The sequence below is a fragment of the Halonotius aquaticus genome (genome assembly GCF_003605575.1).
Lineage (GTDB): Archaea > Halobacteriota > Halobacteria > Halobacteriales > Haloferacaceae > Halonotius > Halonotius aquaticus.
This window is the reverse complement of the sequence record NZ_QKNY01000009.1, coordinates 137852-162576: the sequence shown is the minus strand read 5'-3', so window position 1 is coordinate 162576 and position 24725 is coordinate 137852. Positions and strand designations below refer to the sequence as shown.

General features: G+C 59.8%; 21 protein-coding genes. 11 read left to right on the top strand and 10 right to left on the bottom strand.

All coding sequences use genetic code 11. From position 1 onward, the window contains the following. Positions 1-62: 62 nt before the first annotated feature. Both mre11 and rad50 read left to right on the top strand, forming a co-directional pair. Entirely contained in the window at positions 63-1424 is a 1362-nt protein-coding gene (gene mre11, locus DM826_RS07055; protein WP_120102694.1) for a DNA double-strand break repair protein Mre11, read from the top strand. Next, positions 1421-4126: a DNA double-strand break repair ATPase Rad50 gene (gene rad50, locus DM826_RS07050; protein ID WP_120102693.1), complete on the top strand. Its 2706-nt coding sequence runs from the start codon at positions 1421-1423 to the stop codon at positions 4124-4126. Before mre11 ends, rad50 begins: the two co-directional genes overlap by 4 nt. Before the next feature lies 1 nt (position 4127). Here the strand turns inward: rad50 and DM826_RS07045 are convergent, their stop codons facing one another. From DM826_RS07045 to DM826_RS13025, 3 genes are read right to left on the bottom strand one after another with little or no spacing between them, the layout of a single operon-like run. Then, entirely contained in the window at positions 4128-4625 is a 498-nt protein-coding gene (locus DM826_RS07045; protein ID WP_120102692.1) for a DUF7346 family protein, read from the bottom strand. Positions 4626-4685: 60 nt separating this feature from the next. After that, positions 4686-5162: a DUF7322 domain-containing protein gene (locus DM826_RS07040; protein ID WP_120102691.1), complete on the bottom strand. Its 477-nt coding sequence runs from the start codon at positions 5160-5162 to the stop codon at positions 4686-4688. 39 nt (positions 5163-5201) lie between these two features. Continuing rightward, positions 5202-5375 (bottom strand): DUF7331 family protein, encoded by a 174-nt coding sequence (locus tag DM826_RS13025; protein ID WP_165853268.1) that lies wholly within the window; start codon positions 5373-5375, stop codon positions 5202-5204. 141 nt (positions 5376-5516) lie between these two features. On the opposite strand from DM826_RS13025, the gene DM826_RS07035 reads away from it, so the two are divergent. From DM826_RS07035 to DM826_RS07010, 6 genes are all read left to right on the top strand, one after another. Beyond that, positions 5517-9611 carry a DNA polymerase domain-containing protein gene (locus DM826_RS07035; RefSeq protein WP_120102690.1) on the top strand — a complete coding sequence of 1365 codons (4095 nt, stop codon included), beginning with the start codon at positions 5517-5519 and terminating at the stop codon, positions 9609-9611. Between the two features lie 130 nt (positions 9612-9741). After that, complete coding sequence (locus DM826_RS07030; protein ID WP_120102689.1) at positions 9742-10665, top strand: ABC transporter ATP-binding protein; 924 nt, start codon at positions 9742-9744, stop codon at positions 10663-10665. Between the two features lie 51 nt (positions 10666-10716). Next, positions 10717-12144: a Fe-S cluster assembly protein SufB gene (gene sufB, locus DM826_RS07025; protein ID WP_120102688.1), complete on the top strand. Its 1428-nt coding sequence runs from the start codon at positions 10717-10719 to the stop codon at positions 12142-12144. After that, on the top strand, positions 12141-13349 hold the full coding sequence (gene sufD / locus DM826_RS07020) for a Fe-S cluster assembly protein SufD (protein WP_120102687.1): 1209 nt from the start codon (positions 12141-12143) through the stop codon (positions 13347-13349). The genes sufB and sufD overlap by 4 nt, the downstream gene beginning before the upstream one ends. A gap of 112 nt (positions 13350-13461) precedes the next feature. Next, a complete protein-coding gene (locus DM826_RS07015) occupies positions 13462-13947 on the top strand; it encodes a ferritin-like domain-containing protein (protein WP_120102686.1) in 486 nt (161 codons plus the stop codon). 49 nt (positions 13948-13996) lie between these two features. After that, complete coding sequence (locus DM826_RS07010; protein WP_120102685.1) at positions 13997-14437, top strand: metal-dependent transcriptional regulator; 441 nt, start codon at positions 13997-13999, stop codon at positions 14435-14437. 65 nt (positions 14438-14502) lie between these two features. Here the strand turns inward: DM826_RS07010 and DM826_RS07005 are convergent, their stop codons facing one another. After that, a complete protein-coding gene (locus tag DM826_RS07005; RefSeq protein WP_120102684.1) occupies positions 14503-15357 on the bottom strand; it encodes a response regulator in 855 nt (284 codons plus the stop codon). Between the two features lie 185 nt (positions 15358-15542). Between DM826_RS07005 and DM826_RS07000 the strand changes: the two genes are divergently transcribed. Then, entirely contained in the window at positions 15543-15986 is a 444-nt protein-coding gene (locus DM826_RS07000; RefSeq protein ID WP_120102683.1) for an acyl-CoA thioesterase, read from the top strand. Here the strand turns inward: DM826_RS07000 and DM826_RS06995 are convergent. Continuing rightward, entirely contained in the window at positions 15983-16168 is a 186-nt protein-coding gene (locus DM826_RS06995) for a hypothetical protein (RefSeq protein WP_120102682.1), read from the bottom strand. The genes DM826_RS07000 and DM826_RS06995 overlap by 4 nt on opposite strands. Positions 16169-16583: 415 nt before the next feature. Between DM826_RS06995 and DM826_RS06990 the strand changes: the two genes are divergently transcribed. Together DM826_RS06990 and DM826_RS06985 are read left to right on the top strand one after the other, a co-directional pair. After that, positions 16584-16829: a glutaredoxin family protein gene (locus tag DM826_RS06990; protein WP_165853267.1), complete on the top strand. Its 246-nt coding sequence runs from the start codon at positions 16584-16586 to the stop codon at positions 16827-16829. Positions 16830-17032: 203 nt separating this feature from the next. Beyond that, the gene (locus DM826_RS06985; protein WP_120102680.1) at positions 17033-18550 is read left to right on the top strand and encodes an MATE family efflux transporter; all 1518 of its coding nucleotides are present in this window, start codon (positions 17033-17035) and stop codon (positions 18548-18550) included. Positions 18551-18597: 47 nt separating this feature from the next. Here DM826_RS06985 and phoU (DM826_RS06980) read toward each other — a convergent pair whose 3' ends face one another. The 5 genes from phoU (DM826_RS06980) to pstC are packed head-to-tail and all read right to left on the bottom strand — an operon-like array spanning position 18598 to position 24665. After that, on the bottom strand, positions 18598-19269 hold the full coding sequence (gene phoU / locus DM826_RS06980; protein WP_120102679.1) for a phosphate signaling complex protein PhoU: 672 nt from the start codon (positions 19267-19269) through the stop codon (positions 18598-18600). A 44-nt stretch (positions 19270-19313) separates the two neighbouring features. Then, positions 19314-19994 carry a phosphate signaling complex protein PhoU gene (gene phoU, locus DM826_RS06975; RefSeq protein WP_120102678.1) on the bottom strand — a complete coding sequence of 227 codons (681 nt, stop codon included), beginning with the start codon at positions 19992-19994 and terminating at the stop codon, positions 19314-19316. 6 nt (positions 19995-20000) lie between these two features. Next, entirely contained in the window at positions 20001-20903 is a 903-nt protein-coding gene (gene pstB / locus DM826_RS06970) for a phosphate ABC transporter ATP-binding protein PstB (RefSeq protein ID WP_120102677.1), read from the bottom strand. Further along, positions 20896-23547, bottom strand: a complete 2652-nt coding sequence (gene pstA, locus DM826_RS13365) for a phosphate ABC transporter permease PstA (protein ID WP_120102676.1) — start codon at positions 23545-23547, stop codon at positions 20896-20898. Before pstA ends, pstB begins: the two co-directional genes overlap by 8 nt. Next, on the bottom strand, positions 23544-24665 hold the full coding sequence (gene pstC / locus DM826_RS06960) for a phosphate ABC transporter permease subunit PstC (RefSeq protein WP_120102675.1): 1122 nt from the start codon (positions 24663-24665) through the stop codon (positions 23544-23546). Before pstC ends, pstA begins: the two co-directional genes overlap by 4 nt. Positions 24666-24725: the final 60 nt, after the last annotated feature.

The window sequence follows — 24725 nt, the reverse complement described above, 5'->3', positions numbered from 1 at the left end:
TCGATAGTTCCCATCCCATGCTCGCGGAACCGATATACCACCCCGGCAATAACAGGGTGGCAATGACACGGGTGCTACACACTGGCGACACCCATATCGGCTACCAACAGTACCACTCGCCGGAGCGGCGGGCGGACTTCCTGTCGGCCTTCGAGACCGTCATCGACGATGCCGTCGAGATGGATGTCGATGCCGTCGTCCACGCTGGCGATCTGTTCCACGACCGCCGACCGGATCTTCCGGAGCTGATGGGGACGCTGTCGGCCCTCCGCGAACTCAACGCCGCCGATATTCCGTTTCTCGCGGTCGTCGGTAACCACGAGTCGACCCGCGGCGGCCAGTGGCTCGATCTGTTCGAACGGCTCGGGCTTGCCACCCGGCTCGGCGACGATCCGATCGCCATCGACTCTACCGCTTTCTATGGCCTCGATCACGTCCCCGAATCCCGCCGTGACGATCTCGACTACGATTTCACCCGACCTGCTGACAGCGATCTCGACACTGAGCCAACCCACCACGTCCTCGTCGGCCACGGCCTCTTCACCCCATTCGCGCACGCGAATTGGGAGACTGAAACCGTCCTTGATGAGTCGACCGTCGATTTCGACGCTGTCCTGCTCGGCGACAACCACGCCCCCGGAATTGAACGCGTCGACGACGTGTGGGTGACCTACTGTGGATCGACAGAGCGCGCGAGCGCGAGCGAGACAGCCGAGCGCGGGTACAACATCGTCCAGTTCGACGCCGACGACCCTGGCCCTGCGGGCGTTGACATCCGAAGAAAGTCGCTGCCGACCCGTGAGTTCGTCTTTGTGACGGTCGACCTCGAACCCGGCGAGGGTGCGGAGCGTGTCCGCGAGAAGATCGGCCAGCACGACCTCACCGATGCCGTCGTTATCGTCGAAATCGTCGGCGACGGCGAGGCTGTCACGCCCGGCGGGATCGAATCCGGTGCCCTCGACAACGGTGCGTTGATCGCCCGGGTCACCGACCGCCGCGAGATCGAAACCGAAACAGAACTCTCGGTGAGTTTCGCCGATCCCGATGCCGCTGTCGACGAGCGGATCGAGGAGTTGGGCCTGTCGGCAGCCGCCCTCGATATCGACGACGCGGTTCGGTCGCCCGATATCGCCGACAGCAACCTTCGAGAGAGGGTGAAAACCCGGCTCAAAGAGCAGATCGAGAACGATCCTGCCGCGTTGGCACCGCCCGAAAGCGACGACAGCGACGGTTCCGACGATTCCGCCGACAGCGAGCACGACGAGCCGAGTGCTGATGGTGTTGCCGACGCCGATGAAGTCGCCAATACGCAAGACGATATCGATGGCGACGCTGCCGACCCAGCAAATACCGATGCCGCCGATGAGGCGACGGACAGCGACACCGCCGAGGGCGAACTCTCGACAATGGAGGATTTCCTATGAGGTTCAGCCGGCTCCGCCTTTCGAACTTCAAGCCCTACGGCGACGCCGACGTGTCGCTGACCGATGGTGTGACTGTGATTCATGGGCTCAACGGCAGCGGCAAGTCCTCGCTGCTGGAGGCCTGCTTCTTCGCCCTTTACGGCTCGAAAGCCCTGCCCGGCACGCTGGACGACGTGATCAGCAACAGCGAGAAGGAGGCCGCCGTCGAACTCTGGTTTACTCATGATGGCGTCGACTACCATATCGAACGCCAACTCCGTCGCAGCGGCGACCGCGTGTCGACCCGGAAATGCGTGCTGGAAGGCGACGACGGGAGCGGTGACTCGATTTCCCGAGACGGCGCGCGAGCAGTCCGTGAGTTCGTCACTGACCTGTTGCGAATGGACGCCGAGGCGTTTGTCAACTGCGCGTACGTCCGGCAAGGCGAGGTGAACAAGCTCATCAACGCCAGCCCGAGCCAGCGGCAGGACATGATCGACGACCTCCTGCAGTTGGGCGTCTTAGAGACCTATCGGGATCGGGCCGGCGAGGCCAGGTTGGCGGTGGAAAAACTGCTGGAGAACGCCCACGGTTCGCTGGAGACCCTCGACGAGCAGATTGATGAGAAAGAGAAACAGGATCTCCACGCCGAACTCAACAAGCTTGAAACGGAACGTGAGGATATCCGGGAGCAAATCGATCACTACGAGGAGCAACGCGAACGAGCCAGTGACGCATTGTCGGAGGCTGAATCGGTGCTGACAGAGTACGAGGAGCAGCAGGCCAAGATTGAGGAATTAGAAGACGAAATCGATGATCTCGAAACTGAAATCAACGAAACGGAGTCCGAACGCGATGAGCTTGGCGACCAACGGCGCGAGGCCATCGAGCAACGCGACGAACTCGAAACCGAACTCGACGACCAGCTTGCCGAGACCGAACTTACTGAAGCGACCGCCGAGGCCATCGCTGACCGCCGCGAGACGCTCACGGATCGCTACGAAACCCTCGGCGAGGAAATCAGAGACCTTGAGGTTGAGGTGAGCGGGTGCGAGAACAGAGCCGAAAATCTTCGTAACAAAGCTGATGACCTCGAAACGCAGGCTAACGAGGCTGAAGATCGTGCCGCTGATCTCGAAGCTGAAGCCGACAGAAAAAAAGCAAATGCAGAGGAGGCCGAGGACAAGCGTGACGACATTGAGCAAGAACGTGAGGAATTAACCAAGCGATTTGAGGAATTTGATGCCAATATCGAAATCGGCAACGCTGAGACACATAAAAAAGAACTCAAGACGGAACGTCAAGAAATCCGTGATGAGCTCACCGAAACGCGAACACGACTCGAAGCTGCCCGCGATGCCGTCGCGGAGGCAGAGGGCCTTCTCGCTGAGGGTAACTGCCCGACCTGTGGCCAGCCAGTCGAGAATGCACCCCACGTCGACGACCTCGACGAGAAACGCGAGCGGGTTGAGGACCTGGAAGCCCAGATCGAGGAACTGGAAGCCGAACAGGAATCACTTGACGAGCGGCTCAACACTGCCGAGCAACTGGTCGAAATCGAAACCCGCATTTCCGAAATAGAGAATGAACGCGAGCGACTCACTGACCAGATCGAAAGTTACCGCAAGGAAGCAACAAACAAACGAGAACAAGCGGACGAGGAGCAAAAGACTGCTGAGGAGAAACGCGATGAAGCAGTCGAGAAACGTGAGGCGGCCGACGCTGAGGACGCAGACGCGGACGAACTCCGTGAGACAATTAAGAGTAAGACCAATGAGCGGGAGACCGTCAGCGACGCACTCGACCGCCTCGACAGTCTCGAATCTACGCGCGAGCGGATTGAGGAACTCGACGGCCAAATCGAACAACTGACTGAAAAGCGAGAATCGCTCGCTGACCGTAACGATGACCGCCGAGAGTGGTTGGCTGATAAGCGCGGACAACGTGACGAGCTCCGGGATCAGTTCGATGACGAGCGAGTGGAGACCGCACGTGAGCGCAAAACAAACGCTGAAGAACACATCGAACAGTTCGACGAGAAACTCGCTGATCTGAGAAAGCGACGCGATGAACTCCAGACTGCTATCGGTGATGTTACTGGTGATCTTGATGAACTCGAAAATCTGCGCGAGAAGCGCGACAAAATAGCCGAACGAGTCGACCGCCTCGAATCAGTCCACAACGAAACCGAGGACATCGAGGCGATGTACGGCGACCTCCGGGCTGAACTCCGCCGCCGCAACGTCGAGAGCCTCGAACGCATGCTCAACGAGACGTTTGATCTCGTCTACGGCAACGACGCCTACGCACGCATCGAGCTGGACAACGAGTACGATCTCACGGTCTATCAGAAGGACGGCCAACCGCTGGAACCCGGCCAGCTGTCGGGCGGCGAGCGCGCGCTGTTCAACCTCAGTCTCCGGTGTGCCATCTACCGCCTGCTTGCTGAGGGAATCGAGGGTGCGGCTCCAACCCCGCCGCTCATCCTCGATGAGCCAACCGTCTTCCTCGATGCCGGTCACGTCGGCCGACTGGTCGACCTTGTCGAGGAGATGCGCGGCTTCGGCGTCCGGCAGATTCTGATCGTCAGCCACGACGACGAACTTGTCGGCGCGGCCGACGAACTCATCACGGTCGAAAAAGATCCAACGACAAATCGCTCGACGGCGACCCGCGCCGCCGACCCGGATCTCGAACTGCTCGGTGGGGTCGCCGACGACTGACCTACTCTGGTGTCGTCGACGCTGTGTCGCTGACTTCGGCGTCGGCATCGCCACTGGAATCGGTCTCGGTAGCGTCCCCCTCGCGGAGTTTGTTGACGGCCTGTGTGGCGAGTTCTGTCGCCGCATAGCCGCGGCGACCGTTGCTGTCGGCTTCCTTGACGAGGCCGGCTGCGCGGAATTCGGCGAGTAGCCCGTGGAGATCACTCTCACAGAGGTCGTAGCTTTCCAGCAGTTCGACCGTCGAGATCGACTCACGATCGACTAACTCGATGACAAGCCCCAAGGATTGGTCATCGTAGGTCGCCGTCACTAGTCGCCGGATTGCAGGGTCGATCCCGCCGGCGGCGGTCGACAGCGGCGACTCGTCGTCGACGAGCGTCAGATCGCTGTTGGCAACGTAGTGTTCGGCTCCGGTTTCCGGATCGCGGACGAGGCTGCTGTCGCCGGACTGTTTGACCACTAGATAATGGTCGCCGTCGTCATCCTGAACCGTTCGCATTAGCTACCCTAACGCCGTCCGGCCGGTTAGCCGTTACGTCCGGCTTTGGTTTGCCTTGTATCACTCGTCGTCTCTCTGCTGTCTCATCTGTTTGTGGTTCCAGTACCGGTAGGCTGCGCGGGCCAAGGCGAGACAGCCGACGGCGATGAGCCCGCCGCCGAGGGCCAGCATTTCTCGAAAGCCGATAACTAACAGCCCGATACTGATCAGCAGGATCCCGGCTTTGATCGAGACGACGATCTTGATAAACGCGTTCAACAGGTCGTCGTCGATCTCCTCAAGGGCGTCGGAGAGACCGTCTTCGGCGTCCGCTTCAGTATCGTTGTCGGGTTCGGCGTCGATCTCGTGGCTGTCTGGAGTGGCATCGTCGCCGATGCTGATATCTGGGACGAGTTCGTCCACGACCTGCTGTTCATAGGAGCGATCGTCTTCGCCATCCGATTCGGCCGCGTTGTCGGCGACCTCCTCCGGTTCACCGATCGCCGGATCGGTTGGCTCACCGTTAGAACCGGTTTCTGTCGGTGGCTCAGACGGCATACTCCGAGTCAATGGGCCGCCAGCAAAAGGATTCGGCTTTTACAGGGCTTCGCTGACTGGAATCGCCTCGGTGGTTTCAACCCACGCAAGCGGGTTCTCGGCATCGAAGAGCACCACCCCGTCGTCGACCTCATAGGATTCGACGGTTGCGACCCCGGTCGGTTCGGACGCTGCCGCACTGTGCTCCTGTCGGTCGTCCGCGTGGGTAGACATGCTGCCCTTTGGTAACCGGTGACATAGTAAATAGTTTGTTATCGCCCCGAGGTTTGCCGCGCTCCGCCGAGCGGGATCGTTCGTAACGGCTTGACCGACCGAACACCGGGACTTTTTATCTGAACGACGCAACCACTCGCTATGACACAGTCGGATCTCTCGTCTTTCTCCCCTGCCGACGATGCCGACGACGAGACGGATGCTGCGGACGCGACTGACCCCGCCGATGCGGCCGCGGTCGTCGCCGGCAACGGCGGCGGTCGGATCAGCGAGGTCGTCGACGTTGAGGACGCGAAGTTCCCTGACTCAACGGGGACAGTCGACTTGATGGTCACACAGGTCGATTACACCATCGAGGGCGGTGGCCGCGAGGAACACCCTGTGATCCACGTCTTCGGCCGCCGCGAGGACGGCACTCACGAACACGTCCGTGTCCTCGGGTTTGAGCCCTACTTCTACGTCCCAACTGACTCACTCGACACGCCGCCCGAGGAGGCGTACGATGTCATCGTCGACAGCCGAGAGACCGACCCCGACGGCGACTCCTTCGAGAGTATTCGCGGCGAGCAACTGACGAAGATCATCGGCCGCACGCCGCGTGACGTGGGCGAGGTTCGCGACGAGTTTGACCACTACGAGGCCGACATTCTGTTTCCGAACCGATTTCTGATCGATAAGGGCATCAACAGCGGGATCGAGGTCTCGGAGCGACGGCTCGAAAGCGACACGATCCAAGTCCCCCACACCGAGGTTGTCCCTGCCGATGTCGACAGCGACCTCCGAGTCAACATCTTCGACATCGAGGTCGACGACCGCCGGGGCTTTCCCGAGGATGGCGAGGAGCCGATCGTCTGTCTCACGAGCTACGACTCCTTCGATGAGGAGTATATTGCATGGCTCTACGAGGCGCCCGACGGCGACGGCGAGATACCGACCGATCTCCCCGATTACGACCCATATCAGGACGACATTGCGGTCGATGTCCGAACCTACGACTCCGAGGCGGCGATGCTGGATGCGTTTATCGACTACATCGAGGATACCGATCCGGATCTCTTCACCGGGTGGAACTGTCTACCGGCGGATAGTCAAATTCTCAAAGCGGACGGGACTGAGGAACGGATCGAGGACGTATCTGTCGGCGACAAGGTGTTGGGGAGCGACGACCAGCGGACAACGACTGCGGAGGTCACGAACAAATGGGAAAGCGAGAAAGAGATTCTCAGATACAGGCTTGCAGACGGAACTGATCTCCGCAGTTCAGCGGATCATCGTGTGATGGTTGGTGACGATGATCAAGTCGACTGGAAGGAGGGGGGAGAGATCGAAGTTGGGGACTATCTCCTCAAACCGCGACAATTGAATATCGACTCGGAGCGTGTTCCGACCCTCAGTGATCTCGTCCCGGTCGAATGCCAGCGGTTCGGGAGTACAGAGGCGATCAAATCGTTCAAATCCGAACTCCCGTCCGGTGCGGTCTCGGAACTCGCATCGGAGTTCGGCCTCACTACGGGAACGTTATATCACCCAGATACAGATATATGGACTCCAGAGCGCTGTCAACTCGCGGCTGACCGGTACGACGTTGCGCTTCCTGATGGCGGGCGGGAGTACCGCCGCACGCGGAACGACCTCGACAGGGAACTCACGGAACACGAACTGTATCTTGCGGGCCTCGTTCTCACGGACGGGACGATCTCGTCCGATGACGGCATCCGTTTCTATAACACGCACGAAGAGTTACACCAACAGTTCCCCGGTGAGACGCGTCTCGAACCCGACGGAAAGGGCTGCTACAAGCAGAACGTACTGGACTACACCCGCATGTACGCGTTCAACGGGCTCGGGATTCCGTTCGGCGACAAAAACGAGGGAGATGTCGATCTCTCGAAGGTTTTCGAACTTCCGGAATCGTACATAGAACGGTTCTTGGCGGGCGTTATCGACGGAGACGGGCACGTCTCGTCTTCGGTGACCGTTGCGGCCGAAAATCGGTCTATCGGACGATGGTACGCAAAGTTATTTCGCCGACTCGGCATCTACGCAGAGCAGCGCGAGAACGTGGTTCGAGTACCGGACGCGGAGCGTGAGATCCAGCGGCTCAGAGACAGGGTTCTTCCACACCTCTCTCACTCCGAAAAGCGAGACGCGTTGAAAGCACTGGACGGCGGAAAGAGCGGCCGAAGCGAGAACATCCCGTACGCGCTCTTTGAGGCCGACACCGGAACCGACGACCGGCGGATCGGTCGAGATAAACACCGCCGAGGGATCAGCCTCAAACGACACGAAACGACTCTCGACGAGTGGCAGGAGTACGTGTTTGTAAAAGTTGAGGACGTGGAGCGTGTCGGGACGGAGACGACCTACGACATCGAGACGACCACGCACAATTTCTTCGCGGATGATTGTCTCGTTCATAACTGTGAGGATTTCGATGTCCCGTACTTCCTCGACCGGATGGAAGAGATTGGTCCGGCGAGTCAGTACAATCTCTCGGTCGACCGCCTTTCTCGGATCGATGAGGTATGGCGATCCGGGTGGGGTGGCCCTGATATCAAGGGCCGGGTCGTTTTCGATCTCCTCTACGGCTACAAGCGCACGCAGTTCACCGAACTCGACTCCTATCGCCTCGACGCTGTCGGCGAACTCGAACTCGGCGTTGGTAAGGAGCGATACGCCGGCGACATCGGCGATCTCTGGGAAGAGGAACCGAAACGCCTCCTCGAATACAATCTCCGGGACGTGGAACTCTGTGTCGAGATCGACCGCAAGCAAGGTCTGATTGATTTCTGGGACGAAGTCCGCAAGTTCGTCGGCTGTAAGATCGAAGACGCGCCGACACCGGGCGACGCCGTCGACCAGTACGTGCTGCACAAGGCGTATGGAAAGTTCGCATTACCGACAAAAGGACAACAGGAGTCCGAGGATTTTGAGGGCGGAGCCGTCTTCGATCCGATTACTGGCGTCCGCGAAAACATCAGTGTACTAGATCTAAAGAGTTTGTACCCAATGTGTATGGTGACGATCAACGCCGGCCCTGAAACGAAGGTCGACGAGGACTTCGAGGGTGAGACCTACCGTGCGCCCAACGGCACCCGGTTCCGGAAAGAGCCGGACGGCATCATGCGCGAGATGGTTGATGAACTGTTAACAGAACGAGAGGAAAAGAAAGAACTGCGGAATAAACACGACCCAGATAGCTCCAAGTACGCCATTTACGACACTCAACAGGCAGCTGTCAAGGTTATTATGAATAGCCTTTATGGCGTAACGGGGTGGGATCGGTTCCGGCTCTACGACAAGGAGGGCGCGGCAGCTGTCACGGCGACCGGCCGTGAGGTAATCGATTTCACCGAAACCGTCGCCAGCGAACTCGATTACGAAGTCGCATACGGCGATACGGATAGCGTTATGTTAGAGTTGGATGGAAGTGAAAAAAAGTCGGACGCTATCGAGCAATCCTTCGAGATCGAGGAGTACATCAACAGCCGCTACGACGATTTCGCAAGCAACGAACTCAACGCCGACGAGCACCGCTTCCAGATCGAATTTGAAAAGCTCTACCGACGGTTCTTCCAAGCCGGTCGCAAGAAGCGGTACGCCGGCCACATCATCTGGAAGGAGGGCAAGGATGTCGACGACATCGACATCACCGGCTTCGAGTACAAACGCTCGGATATCGCACCGATCACCAAGCGCGTCCAGAAAGAGGTGATCGAAACCATCGTCACCGGCGACGACATGGAAGCCGACCGCGAGGAAGTTCGAACATACCTGACGACGGTTATCGAGGAGTTCCTTAATGGCGAACGAAGCGTCGAAGAGATCGGCATCCCTGGCGGCATCGGCAAGCGACTCGATGCCTACGAAACGCCGACCGCACAGGTTCGGGGTGCGCAGTACGCCAATCTCCTCCTTGGCACCAACTTCGATCGCGGCTCGAAACCCAAGCGGCTCTACCTCAAGGATGTTCACTCCTCGTTTTTCCGCCGGATGGAAGACGAGCAGGGGCTTGATCCACGGCAAGATCCCCTCTACGGCGAGTTCAAGCGCGATCCCGATGTGATCTGTTTCGAGTATGCCGACCAACTCCCCGACGAATTCGAGATCGACCTCGAAACGATGTTGGAGAAGACGCTCAAGGGGCCGATCTCCCGTGTCATCGAAGCCCTCGATATGTCGTGGGATGAGATCAAAACCGGCCAAACACAGACCGGCCTCGAACAATACTGGTAGCCGATTTCCTCTCCGGTGGTTTTGCTGATCGAAAACTTTTCTTTTCGCTCTTGTATCGATTACGGGGGTGAATGCGAAACCATTATGGGCGTAACTCACTACCATTTGGATACGAGGCAACGAACCACCAATGGCAACACTTGAAATCAGCAATCTCCACGCAGCAGTCGCAGAAGAGGACGGCGAAACGATTCTCCGCGGTGTCGATCTCGAAGTCAACTCCGGTGAGATCCACGCCCTGATGGGTCCCAACGGCTCCGGGAAGTCGACAACGGCGAAGATTATCGCCGGCCACCCAGCGTATGAGGTCACCGACGGCGAGATTCTCCTCCATCTTGAGGACGAAGATGTCGAAGATATCGACGCCGACATCGACGAGGAGGATCTCTCGTGGAACCTCCTTGAGCTCGAACCGAACGAACGAGCTGCCCTCGGCATCTTCCTCGGCTTCCAGTACCCCGCCGAGATCGAGGGTGTCACCATGACAAGCTTCCTCCGACAGGCACTCAACGCCAAAGCCGAGGAACGCGAGGAACTGTTCGAAGACGAGGACGAAGAAGAAGCCGAGGCCGACGACGAGGACGACGAGGGCTACGAAACGTCCCCGATGGAAGGCCCCGAAGACGACGGCGAGGTCAGCGTCGCCGAGTTCCAGCAGATCCTCTCGGAGAAGATGGAGCTGCTCGATATGGACGAGAAGTTCATGCACCGCTACCTCAACGCCGGCTTCTCCGGCGGCGAGAAGAAACAGAACGAAGTCCTCCAGGCTGCCCTCCTTGAGCCTGCTGTCGCCGTGCTTGACGAGATCGACTCCGGGCTCGACATCGACCGCCTTCAGGATGTCGCCAAGGGGATCAACGCCCTCCGCGACGAGCAGGGCACCGGCATCCTCCAGATCACCCACTACCAGCGCATCCTTGACTACGTTGAACCCGATCACGTCCACGTCATGCTCGACGGCGAGATCGCCAAAAGCGGCGGGGCCGAGTTGGCCGAAGAACTCGAAGACAAAGGCTACGACTGGGTTCGTGACGAAGTCTACGAGGCCGCGTAACAAGAACCGATTACGCACAGCACTATAAGCAACCAAACACAACCACAATACATGAGCTCAAACGAAGAACTTCAAGAAACCAACACCGAATCCCGATTCGAGTTCAAGAAGGAGGAAGCCTCCGCCTTCAAAAGCGAGAAAGGACTCGATGATGAGACGATCCGCGTCATCAGCGAGGACAAGGACGAACCCGACTGGATGCTCCAGCGGCGACTCCGTGCCCTGAAGCAGTTCCAGGAGATGCCGATGCCGACCGACTGGCCCGAGGCCCCGGATCTCAGCGAGATCGACATCGACGAGATCGTCCCGTACATCCGCCCGGATATCGACGTTCGCGGCGGTGTCGACGACTGGACCGACCTCCCCGATGACATCAAGGACACCTTCGACAAACTCGGCATCCCGGAGGCCGAGAAGAACGCCCTCTCCGGCGTCGGTGCCCAATACGAGTCGGAGATCGTCTACCAGAACATGCAGGAGCAGTGGGAGGAGAAAGGCGTCATCTTCTGTGACATGGACAAGGCCGTCCAGGAACACGAAGACCTCGTCAAAGAGTACTTCATGACGAAGGCCGTCCCGCCGAGCGACAACAAGTTCGCCGCGCTCCACGGCGCGATCTGGTCGGGCGGCTCCTTCGTCTACGTCCCGGAAGACACGACCGTCGAGATGCCGATTCAGGCGTATTTCCGGATGAACTCCGAAGGGATGGGGCAGTTCGAGCACACCCTGATCATCGCCGAGGAGAACTCCGAAGTCCACTACATCGAGGGCTGTTCGGCCCCGAAATACTCCGCGTTCAACCTCCACTCCGGCGGCGTCGAGGTCTTCGTCAAAGAAGACGCTCACGTCCAGTATTCGACCGTCCAAAACTGGTCGAAAAGCACCTACAACCTCAACACGAAACGCGCCATCGCCGAGAAGGGCGGGCGCATGGAGTGGATCTCGGGGTCGATGGGCTCGAAGGCGACGATGCTGTACCCCTCGACAATCCTCAAAGGTCGCGGCGCGTCGGACAACCACATCACCATCGCCTTTGCCGGCGAAGGCCAGGATATCGACACGGGCGCAAAGGTCTACCACAACGCCCCCGAGACGAAATCGACCATCGAGTCGAAGTCGATCTCGAAGGATGGCGGCCGCACCAACTACCGCGGGCTCGTCCACATCGCCGACGGCGCGGAGAACTCCTCGACGGCCGTCGAGTGTGACGCGCTGATGTTCGACAACGAGTCGACCTCCGACACGATGCCGTACATGGAGATCAACGAGTCGAAGGTCGACGTCGCCCACGAGGCGACCGTTGGTAAGATCGGCGACGAGGACATCTTCTACCTCCAGTCGCGCGGGCTTGACGACGACGACGCCAAACAGATGATCGTCTCGGGCTTCATCGAGCCGATCACGGAGGAACTCCCGATCGAGTACGCGGTTGAACTCAACCGCCTCGTTGAACTCGAAATGGAGGGCTCGCTCGGATGAGCGTGCAGGTACCAGCCTCCATCTCCGCAGAGACCGTCGAAGAGATCTCGGCGGCCCGCGACGAACCCGAGTGGCTGCTCGAACAGCGGCTTGAGGCACTCGACAGCCTCGATTCCCTCGATTTGCCGGACGTGATCCACACGCCGGGTCGACGCTGGACTGATCTCGAATCGCTTGATTTCGAGGAACTCGTCGATCCGCGCGATCAGTCCGACGAGACCGTTCGTGAGAGCGTTGAGGGCGCGACCGTCCTCTCATTCGAGGAAGCCCTCGATGAGCACGAGGAGCTCATCAAGGAGCACTTCGGCTCCGTTGTCGACCCCGAGCGCAACTATCTGACGGCGCTGTCGACTGCGCTGTTTACGACGGGAACGGTCATCTACGTGCCGGAGGGCGTCGACGTTGAGGACATCACCATCCGCGCGGAAATGAACTCCCGATCGCTGTTCAGCCACACGCTCGTCGTCACCGAGCAGTCGTCGTCAGCGACGATTCTGGAATCCATCGAGTCCGGCGACGAGGTCGACGGCGATCGGTTCTTCAGCAACATCGTCGAGGTCAGCGCCGGCGAGAACAGCTACGTACAGTTCGGCTCCCTGCAGAACCTCGATCAGGATACCTACCACATCACGCTCAAACGCGGTGTGACCGACACCTACTCGACGATCAACTGGATCGAGGGCAACATCGGCTCCCGGCTTACCCGTTCGGATGTCGAAACGGCTCTCGACGGCGAGGGTTCGGAGACGAAGGTTGTCGGCGCGTTCTTCGGCCACAAGGAGCAGCACCTCGATATCAACGCCCGTGTCTGGCACAACGCCGAGAGCACGACCGCCGATCTCGTCACCCGCGGCGTCCTCGACGACGTGGCCCGGTCGGTGTATGAGGGTGTCCAAGACGTTGGCCAAGACGCCTGGAATACGAGCTCCTACCAGCGTGAGAATACGCTCATGCTGTCTGATGACTCGGAGGCTGACGCTTCACCCAAGCTGATCATCAAAAACCACGACACCGAGGCCAGTCACTCGGCGACGGTCGGACAGGTCGACCAGGAGGATCTGCTGTATATGACCTCCCGCTCGATCGATCCCAACACGGCCCGCAACATGCTCGTTGAGGGCTTCTTCGTGCCGGTACTCGAAGAGATCGACGTCGAGGAGTTCCGCGAGGATCTCTCAGAGCTGATCATCGCCCGGCTCGACTGACGGCCGTCGTTGCGGCGCGGATTTTTGTCTGCGGTTGTCGAATGGAAAACGGTAAGTTCGCACATCCCAGACCAATAGTTATGCGAGTGTCGGCAGCACGGAGCGATATCCAATGAGTCTCAGTCAGCGCGTTGACTCCGATCAACAGCTTGCGCGGCTGCTGCAGATCGGGATCGTCCTTGAGGAGGTCACTGAGGCTCGCGCGAACAACCACCGTGAGTCGCTGCCGGAACCCGACGCCGAACTGGAGTCGCTGTTGGCCGATGCCGCCGAGGAGTCGGCGGCCCACCGCGACCGGCTTGATGGCCTCATCGACAGCCTTGCGGCCGACAGTATCCCCTTCGATGAGATCGACGCCCTCGTGGAGGCGAGCTACGGCCAGACGAAACCCGAGGACTTCGATGGCGTCCTTTATGATCAGCTCTGCAACGAGGAGACGGCCTACAAGTTCTACGACGATATGATCGATGCGATCGAAGCCAGCGATGCGGCGTTCTCGGTGGATCGAGCCCACCTGTTGTCGGTGCTGCGGACGCTTCGAGACGCCGAACGCGACGCCGTCGAAACAGTCACCACCATTATGGAGCAACGCGAATGACCCTTCAGCAATCAGTTGTGAGTTCCTTCACCGCACCGGAGGCCAACCGATGAATACGGCCGACCAATACCTCAAGGCGATCTATCTGATCCAACAGGACGACAACAGCCCGGCTGCCACCGGTCGCGTCGCTGAGATGTTGGACGTAAGTCCCGCCAGCGCAAACGAGATGATCGGCAAACTCGAAGCGCGCGGGCTCGCCGAACACGAGAAGTACAAAGGTGTCTCGCTGACCGATGATGGGATCGTCAAAGCGCGTGATGCCCTCCAGACGTACTGCATCATCGAACGGTTCCTCGTCAATGTACTTGATGTCGAGGACTTCCGTGGGGAGGCCCGCGAACTCGAACCCGTCATCGACGGCACTGTCGCCGAGCGGTTGGATACGATCATCGACCGCAAATCCGAGTGTCCCGACTGCTTCGATCCGGAACTCGACGCCTGCGGCTGTCTCGATGTCGAACCGCTCGAAGAGGCCGCAGCCGACTGACGGGTCTCCGATTGCGACCGCGTAATCGAAGCGAGTCGTGATACCCCTGTGTATTAGCTACCCGCTCAGGGACAACAGCCGGACTGCTCTCGTTTTGTCATCGATCCCGTCATCTCTACGGGCTCACCGTCTTCGAAAACGATCGCCCCACGCGAGTCACAGCACACGTACTCGCCGGACTCCGTCTGCCACCGATAGGCATGCGAAAACTGCGTTTGTTCATGCCCGGATGGTTCGAGTTCTGTTGTTGTGCCAGTACTCTTGTTTTCGATCACGGCCTTGGCGTCAGCCCGGTCGTCGGGATGGATGCGTTCGATCCACCACTCAAATCCATCGTCCCGAATCCCCGGCGCGTAGCCAAACGACTTGATGCCCTCGGAGTACAGCGTTTTGCCGCTTGCCATATCCTGAATCCAAAACGCGTCTGTTGATGTCTTTGCGATCACCTCGTAGGTTTGCTTGAGCTTTCGTGTTTGTCGTTTGGCATGAAACTGCTCGACGAGCATCGAAATCCGATTTGCCAGCACACTAAAATTCCCGGCATCGGGTGATTTCTGGAGATATGAATCAACGCCCGCTTCAAGTGCCTCTGAGGCGATCGCCTCGCTGCCATGGCTGGTAAACAGAATAAACGGGATATTCGCCCCGTTAGTGCGTACGTGTTCGTAGAACTCGACGCCGGTTATCGTCCCCATCTGATAATCGCTGACGATACAGTCAACATGATTGTCCTCCAGATATGTGATCGCTGCACGGGGGTCGGTTCGGGTGATGACCGTCGTATCCTCAAGCTCGTGGCTGAGATACTCGCTGGTAAGCTCAAGAAACGGTTTTTCATCGTCGACATGCAGAACCGTCAGTGAATCCGGCGACGACTCAAGCGGATGTATTTGGTTTGTCTCCAACGGTGCTCGACTCATATCACACTAAACAGTAGCGGCGCGTATAATTGTTAACATAGGTAAAATATTCGCTGTCCGCGTTAGGTTTTATCGGATCACCCCGCTCAGAACACACTCTGACGAGTTCAGTCGGCGGTCGCCGTTCTCTCGTCGGCGTTTCCGGGGGAGCCACTGTTTTTCCGTCCGGCCTCCCCATTGTGTGTATGCCAACAATCGAGGATACCTACATTGAGAACCGCCACCGCATCCAGCCGAATCACACCAACAACTACGAGACGGCCCACGGTGGCAACGTGATGAAGTGGATGGATCAAACCGGCGCGCTGTCGGCGATGCGGTTTGCCGGTGAGACCTGTGTCACCGCCAGCATTAACCAGATGAACTTCGAGCGGCCGATCCCCGAGGGCGATACCGCGGTCGTCGAGGCCTACGTCTTCGATCACGGGACGACGAGCATCAAGGTGCGACTCCGAGCGTTCCGTGAGGATCCCTGTACCGGCCAGCGAGAGCTCACCACGACAAGTGTATTTGTCTTTGTGGCGATCGGCGATGATGGCTCACCGACGACGGTGCCGGAGTTACAGGTCGAATCAGCCCGCGACAAGGAGTTACGACAGGATGCCCGCGAGTGGGCCGACGCTAATTAGCGTTCCATCCGATCGCGGATGGTGAGGGTTTCGCCACAGCGCGGACATTCATATACGTCACAGTCGGTTTTCTCGTGGACAATCCAGCGGCCGGTCGGTGGGGCGTGATACTCACAGCCGTGACAGAATAAGACGGTCTTCTGTTCGACCGTCGCTTGCTTCGTAGAGGGCGCTTGGTTCATAATGGAGGATAGGCGTTCAACGGCTATAACCCTGTTTGCGATGATTGTTCAGCTAGTATCACGGTTCTGAACGCCCGTATCGCTTGTTTTGCCACAGCGAGATTGCTTGTGACTCGGCTACTTACCGCTCGCGTAGCCGACAGCTACCCACCACACTGACATCGACTGTCGCCCAGCAGCCCACTCACAGCGCGTCCCAGGCTTGGTCAATAACGGCCTTTATGTGCTCGTCAGCCTCGGTGACTGACTCCGGTGACTGATCGGGTGTGTGACTTGGCATTGTTCGGTGTAGTTCTGCAAACGCATGCATATGAATACCAGTCAGACAGATGTCACGCAGCTGTCCCATCCCGGTTATGCGAGTTCGATACACAGCCGGGGTACGTATAAGATTCATTCAGCCGAATCACAGATCATGGCAGAGTTCACCCTCTACGATCGGCCAGACTGTCCGTACTCGAAACGTGTCCGCCGCGTCCTGGATGTGCTGTCCGTCGACTACGAGGAGATCGTCGTCCCGGATGATAAGGATGACCGCAACGAGCTGGAAGCGGCGACCGGTCAACGCGGCATTCCTGCCCTCGTCGACGACGAACTTCCAGACGGCTACATCGCCGACAGCGGCGATATCTCCGCGTATCTCAAAGAGCACTACAACTAACTTCGTTACCGCCGCGAGAGCCGCCCACCGACCGAGCGGAACCGGTAACCGTCTACCGCCCTAACTGTGGGTATGGTGCGTTCGCCGCGAGCCCCTCCCACCGATAGCCATGTGTGGCCACCCTGGTCGGCTGCGTTGGGAGTATCGCTTCTATCTCCCCCCTCGGATAGCGTCGCCGCTGGGCAGACACAGACGGGTGATCGATGAGTCAGTCGGGACGCGATCGGGCTGTCAATGTCACCGACGGCGCGCTGCTGAAGCCGCTGGTCATCCTGTCGTTGCCGATCGTGCTCACGAACCTCCTCCAGGTCGGCTACAACCTCGCGGATACCTTCTGGGTCGGTCGTCTCGGCCAGCCGGCGGTGTCGGCGCTGTCGTTTTCGTGGGCGATCGTCTTTCTGGTAATTAGCCTCTCGCTTGGCTTTTCGATCGCGGGGACGGTGTTGGTCGCCCAAAACAAGGGTGCGGGCAACACCGACCGCGTCGGCCATGTCGCCGGCCAGACGATCTCGCTTGTCGTCGCTGTCTCGATCCTCTTCTCGGTACTTGGCTACCTCCTGGCACCCACGCTCTTGGGGTTGGTCGGGGCGGTGCCGGGGACAACCGAGTACGCGATGGCCGTCGACTACACCCGAACGATGTTTCTCGGCATCCCGTTTGTCTTCAGCTTCTTCGTCTTCCAATCGCTGCTGCAAGGGTGGGGCGATACCCGCACGCCGCTGTATCTGATGGCCCTCGGCGTCGGGCTCAACGTCATCGCCGACCCGTTTTTCATCCTCGGCTTTCAGGACAATGTCCTGTTTGCGTGGGTTGGCCTCGAATCGCTGGAGGCGACGCTGTTTGGGCTGACCGGCTTCACCGGCTTTGGCGTCCAGGGGGCGGCTATCGCCACGATTCTCACCCGCGGGATCGGCGCGGTTATCGGGATCTGGCTGCTGCTCTCCGGGCGGGTCGGCATCGAACTCGTCCGTACTGATTTTCTCCCGGAGCGTGAGACCATCGGGAAGCTGTTTCGGATCGGCGTCCCGGCCAGCCTTGAGGTCAGCACGAAGGCCCTCAGTGTGACGATCCTCACCGCGCTGGTGGCGATCACGAGCGTTGAGGCCGTCGCCGCCTACGGGATCGGGACACGGGTCACATCAATGGTCGTCCTGCCAGCCCTCGGCTTGGCTCGTGGTGTCGAAACGGTCGTCGGCCAGAACCTCGGGGCGAATCAGCGCGACCGTGCGATCGACGGCGTCCGGGCCGCGCTTGGTCTCGTTGTCGTCGCCTTCGCGGTTCTCAGCGTGGTGGTCTACGTCTTTGCCGGCGCTGTTATCGACATCTTCGTGACGGGCACCGGCTCGGCGACGGTGATCGCTGTTGGGGCGGAGTATCTCCGGGTTGTCGGTGCCACCTACGTCTTCCTTGGCGTCTTCTATGTGATTCAGGGCGGCTTCCGCGGCAGCGGTCGTACCCGGCTGGCACTCCTGTTTGCGTTCCTCGGCTACATCGTGCTCCGGTCGCTGATCGCCTACGTCTTGGCGGTGCCGCTTGGCTGGGGGGCGAGTGGCATCTGGTACGGTGAAGCGGCCTCGAATGTACTGATGGCGGCGGCGGTTGGCGCGTACTTCCTGCGTGGCACGTGGACGGGTCGCGTTGTCGACGACAGTGGGGCGGATGCGTCCGCAACAGCGACAGCGTCGACATCGCCGTCAGAAACGGCTTCTGAGACCGACTGAGAAATTGGGCTGTCGCGTCGTCGGGTAGTAACAGGTTGAGACAGCGATCAGTAAATCAACTCATCGTTGTTGTCGATCATATACAGCGCGCGGGCGGCGATGTTGACGGTGTGGTCGCCGATACGTTCGAGATCTCGGATCGTCAACAGGAGCCGGGAGACATCTTCCATGAACGTCTCGATCTCCTCGTCGGCCATCTCTTCGCCTTCGATTAGCTCGCGGACGACGGTGTCGCTGGCGATCTCACACTCCGTGTCAAGCTCGTCATCACGGTCGTTGACCGCATAACAGAGCTCCCGATCCTCGTCGGCGTAGGCGGCCATTGAGTCCGCCAACATCTCCAGTGTCACCTCGCCGAGCCCCTGAATGTCGACACTGGGGAAGACGTCGTCATCGGCGGCTTCAGCGTACTCTCCGAGATTGGTTGCGAGATCAGCGATGCGTTCGAGGTCGGTGATGATCTTAAACGAGGCGGCGATAAATCGGAGATCGCCCGCAACCGGCTGTTGGAGGGCGATCAGATCCGTACACTGCTTTTCGAGATCTAGGTACAGTTGATTGATCTCGTCGTCGCCCTCGATCACCGTCCGGGCGAGCTCTTTATCGTTTGTTTCCAGCGCGGTCAGCCCCATCTCCAGTCGATCAGCGACGGTTTCGCTCATCGCGACCACATCCTCACGGAGTTCCGCGAGTTGTGATTGATACTCGTTGCGTGGCATACCAGCAAGGGCGGGTGCTGACGGGAAAGGATTTTCTCTCGATTTCAGTACAGCAGTTCGGCATCGCTGTCGATCATATACAGCGTCCGGGCGGCGATGTTGACCGCGTGGTCGCCGACGCGCTCGATATCGCGGACGGTGAGCAGTGCCCGTGTTGTCCGATCGACTGTGGCCGCCAGTTCTCGCTCGTCGTGGCCGTCAGCCGCCCGTTCAGCGATGAGCTCTCGAATGAGTTGTCTGTTGGCTGTCTCACAATCCGCATCTAGCTCCTCGTCAGTTGCGGCGACCGACCGGCAGGCGTCGCTGGTTTCGGTTTCGTAGGCCTCGACGGCTGTGGCAACCATCTCGCCGGCCGTCATCCCGAGCGTTCGGATATCGGTCGCGTCGTGAAGTTCGGTGGTACCATACGCTGTTCGGCCAGCGAGATTCACCGCGAGGTCGGCGATGCGTTCGAGGTCAGTGAGGATCTTGAATGAGGCGGTCACCAATCGGAGCTCGCTGGCAACGGGTTGTCGACGGGCGATCAGCGTTGTACACTCCTGTTCAAGTGCAAGATACCGACTGTTGATCTCGTCGTCCTGTCGGATAATCTGGTCGGCTCGCCGGGTGTCGCCGGCTGTCATCGCATCAACGGCGTCCTCGTATCGCTCCAGTACGGTTTCGGCCAGCAGGACAACGTCGGTGCGAAGGGTGGTGAGCCGTTCGTCGTACTGGTTCCGCGACATCGCGGGTTATCCAAACTTGCCGGTGATATAGTCCTCGACGCGTTGGCTCTCGGGGTTTTCGAAGATCTTCTCGGTGTCGTCGTATTCGATGAGCTCCCCGCCGGTGAGGAAGACCGCGGTCTGATCGGAGATGCGGGCGGCCTGCTGCATGTTGTGGGTGACGATGACGACGGTGTAGTCTTTGGCGAGTTCCTCGACGAGATCCTCGATCTTCGAGGTAGCGATCGGATCAAGCGCGGAGGCCGGCTCATCCATCAGGATCACGTCGGGGTCGACCGCCAGACAGCGGGCGATACAGAGTCGCTGTTGTTGCCCACCCGAGAGCCCAAGGGCGTTGTCGTCGAGGCGGTCGCTGACCTCATCCCACAGGGCAGCCTGTTTGAGCGCCCGTTCGACAAGCTCATTTTCGGCTGCGGTGTCGTCGCGGCCGAACAGCCGGGCGAGCAGCCCCTTCTCGATCTCCCCGTGTTTTCGTGGTCCATAGGAGATGTTTTCACGAATCGACTTCGGGAACGGGTTTGGTGACTGAAAGACCATCCCGATCCGCTTGCGTAACTCGACAAGGTTGGCGTCCGGATGGTAGATCTCGGTGCCATCGACCTCGACGGAGCCCTCGACGCGGGCGGCCTTGATCCGGTCGTTCATCCGGTTCAGACAGCGGAGGAACGTTGATTTCCCACAGCCGGAGGGGCCGATCAGTGCCGTCACCGACTCCTCGGGGATATCCATCGACACGTTCTTCAGCGCGTGATCATCGCCGTACCACACGTTGATATCTTCCACTGAGAGCTTTGTCTCACCAGCCGCGTGATAGTCTGTCCACGCCGCGCGTGCTTCCTCTTCGCTTTCGCCGGCTGTCGTTGTTGTTGCTGTGCTCCCAGTGTCCGGAGTCATGTCTGTTTCACTCATAGTTTAGCTTCCTCCTGAAGTAGGTTCGTGCGGTAATACCGATGGCATAGAATGTGAGGACAACCGAGAGGAGAACCGCTGCCGAGGCCCAGCCCATCTGTGGTGAGCCCGACACCCCGGCGGCGATCACGGCCCAAACCTGCGTTGGCAGCGACGCCGATGCGGCGAGCAACTGATCGTTGACGATAAACGGTGGTTCGGCCACAAACTGGAATCCTTGCAGCACGTTCACCGATTCGGTGGCGTTCAGCGTCGAGCCCAACACGAGGATCAGCGGCGCGGTTTCGCCAGCGATCCGGCCGATCCCGAGGATCCCGCCGGTGATCACCCCTGGCATCGCTGCTGGCAGGACGACGCTTTTGATTGTTTCCCATTGGGAGACACCGAGGGCCGCACTCGCGTCACGATACTCGTCGGGTACAGCCTTGATTGATTCTCGGCTAGTGATCAACACCAACGGCAACAACATAAATCCTAACACCAACATCCCGGCCAGTAGCGACTCATTCCCGCCGAGACGGGGGATGATGAACGCGGCCCCAAACAGCCCGAAGACAATACTTGGCGTACTCCACAGGGCATTCGTGGCGATCTCGACAACCGCGGTGAACCGACCCTGTTCGGCGTACTCCGTAAGGAACACCGCCGCACCGATCCCCAGCGGGACGGCAAACAGCGTCGCGCCGATCACAAGCCAGACGGTGCCGACGACGGCCGGCATAATCCCACCGGGTTCCGCTCCCAGCGGGATGTATGGCTGGAGGATCATCGGCCACGAGAGCGTCCCCTCGGTTGTCACCGAAACGCCAAGCACCGTGAACCCGGAACCGGTGGCGAGGACATGCAGGCCAAGCAGGGCGATAAAGCCTGCTGCCCCGGTGAGCCCGAGGATCGTTTCTTCCCCGAGCAGTCGATCCTGGAGCGTCTCGGCTGTGGTACGCCGCGCGTACGCACTCACGCCGGCCGCAAGCCCACATGCGAGGGTCGCACACAACGCGCCGACCGCGACGATATCAACCCCGGCGATACCAGGTGTCTGCCCGGTGACCGGCTGGAGGAGGAGTGCCGCTGTCAACACGGCAAGCCCACCGAAGACACCCAGTGTAAACAGCGGCGCACTGGCCTGCGTTCGATCGGCGATCGATCCGCTGCTGGTCGCCACACCGGCAACAGGCAACGCGGCGAGGCCGAGTGCCGCAAGCGTGCCGGCCGCGACAACGCCGACGCCGACGACCGATCCCAGCGGGATGCCAGCCGGTGTCGGCCCGACAAGGAGGACGCCCCCGATGAGCACGGCCATCCCTGCGACCGCGACCGGAACGAGCTGTCGGGCTGACTCGGCGCGGGGGAACGCAGCACCGACGTTGCGAAGCGATCCATAGTTTCTGAACAGCGCGATCCACATGATCGACGCCACGACCGCGAGAATCACCGCACCGACCTCAGGGTTCGGGGTGATCGTGATCGCGGTCTCTCTCGGGATGAGATTCCGATTTTGGAGGATCTGGTAGTTGAACCCGTATTCGATCGGATTGCCGGTGATGAGCACGGTGGTGATCACCGCCGCCACCGCTCCGAGGGTCGCAAGCGGGGCGATCTGGGTCACCAGCCGAACCGTCCGGTTCCACTCGCCGCCGCCGACCCGGCTGCGAGCAAACTCCGTAGCAAGCGCCAACAGCGGCACCAGCAGTACCAACACGGTAAGGGCACTCGCTGTCAGGCCGCGCGTCGCGTAGGTAGCCCCACGCGTAAGCACGAACAACACGATCGACACCATCGTTACGACCATCAGCAGGGCGTTGAGATTGATGATCAGAAACGCGCCGTACTCTCGCCCCGGCGCGCCAAATCCGGCTCGGCATTTGGCCGCTGCCCACGCGGAGATGAGCGCCCCAAACGCGGCGAAAATCGGGATGACCACGCCGCCGGTAAACCCGCCGTCGAGCGTTTCTGGGTTCCACTGCCAGCCGATCCCGATGGCCGCCGTCGCCACGACGATGCCGAGTGTGCCAACGACGAGCCCAACCGGGATCGTTGAGCCAAGATCCTCACGCGGGACGATGGTGAGCGTTGCGAGCCCGGCACCGACGACAACCGGAAACACCAGCCATGCGATCGAGTCAAAGCCGACTATTGTCCCGCCGAGGGCGCCGCCGATCGCGGCCCCGATAACGGCGAACGCCCCGCCGGCGAGTAAGCCAGCACTGGCATCGGGCTCGGTATCGATAATGTCCAGTCGTGAGCTGATGCCAGCCGCGCTGATAATGAGCGCTTGGCTGATGAGTACGAACCCAAGGAGGGTTGCCAGCGTAACCGTGGTTAAATACGCCACCGCTGTCAGGAGCCCGGTTGTGACGAGCAACCCGCCGGCGACGCCGCGGACGCGCTGTGAGGTGACCGAGACAACGTTTGCCCACGACGCGCCGGCCGTCAGGCCGACCCCACCACTCACGGCCGCAAAGAGTGTCAGAAAGTAGTTGCCGAGTGCCGTCCCGGCTGTTCCCAGCGGGACGAGTTCGACGAGTGCCACCAGAGTTGTTGCGAAGGCGACGATGCTGAGTGCGATCGCCCCGTCAACAAAGCGGTCGTAGCTGGTTGAGCCCTCGCTGACCAGTGCGGTATCGTGTGCGTATGCCTCGCTCATGATTGGCCCTTGAGTTTCTGTTTCATCTGTCGTTCAATATACTGTGAGACGATGCTCATTCCGGCGACGATCACGAACAGCATTACCCCAGCGACGAACAACACATCGAGTGTGCTCTCTGAGGCACTGCCGTAGTTGACCGCGATCAGACTCGTCAGTGTCGCGCTTGCGTCGAAGACATCGAACAGCGGGTTCGCAAAGTCGACTCCGGCGGCCATGATCGCCGCGACCGCCATCGTCTCACCGATCGCCCGGCCCAAGCCAAGAATGACCGCCGCAGAGATACCCGAAAACGCCGCGGGGATCGAGATACTTTTCATTTTTTGCCATTCGGTTGCGCCCATCGCAACCGCCCCATCACCCATCGCATCTGGCACCGATGAGAGGGCGTCCTCGCCGACAGAAACGATCGTCGGCAGCGCCATGATCCCGACGACGATGCCGGCGATCAGGAAACTCGCGCCGTCATCGAGAAATGAATCCTGAATAAAGCTGTTGAGCACCGCAAACCCGATGAAGCCGTAGACGATCGACGGGATTCCGGCCAACACCTCGACGCCGGGTTTGATGATCTCTCTGAGCCGATCGTCGGCAACCTCAGCGATAAACAGCGCGCCGAAGAGCCCAAGCGGGATGGCGACCGCACCGGCGATGAAGGTGACAATCACGGTCGCCCATATCGCGGGAATCAGCGAGTAGGCACCGCTGAGTGGGTTCCAAAACGTTTCGCCGGTCGGGAGCACGGCTTCAAGCCAGAAGAACCAGCGTGGCTCCCCATTCTCAACGGGGACAAGCAGCAGGCCGCTTCCGTGCTCGGTGAACGCCGGCAACGCGCTTACGAACAAGAAGACGGTGATGAGAAACACGGTGAGGACGGTCAGCACGGTCGCAAACAGCGTCAGCAAGCGTGCGATCGCGCCCTGGTGTGTTATCCAGCCGATCGCGGTGATGATAACGAAGCCAGCTAAGACAGGGAGAGCGACGGCTGGTGCAAACAGGAACGCACCGATCGTCGCCAACAACATGCCTGCCGACGCGCCAACCGCGAGCCGTGATCCTTCAGCCTCATCGGTTCCAAACAGTGTGTGTTGTACGTCAACCCAGACTTGGTGTAACATGCGGTTGGTAACGGAATGAACGGGTGTGAGGTGGTTTTGTCTTTTCGATTGTCGGAGGCG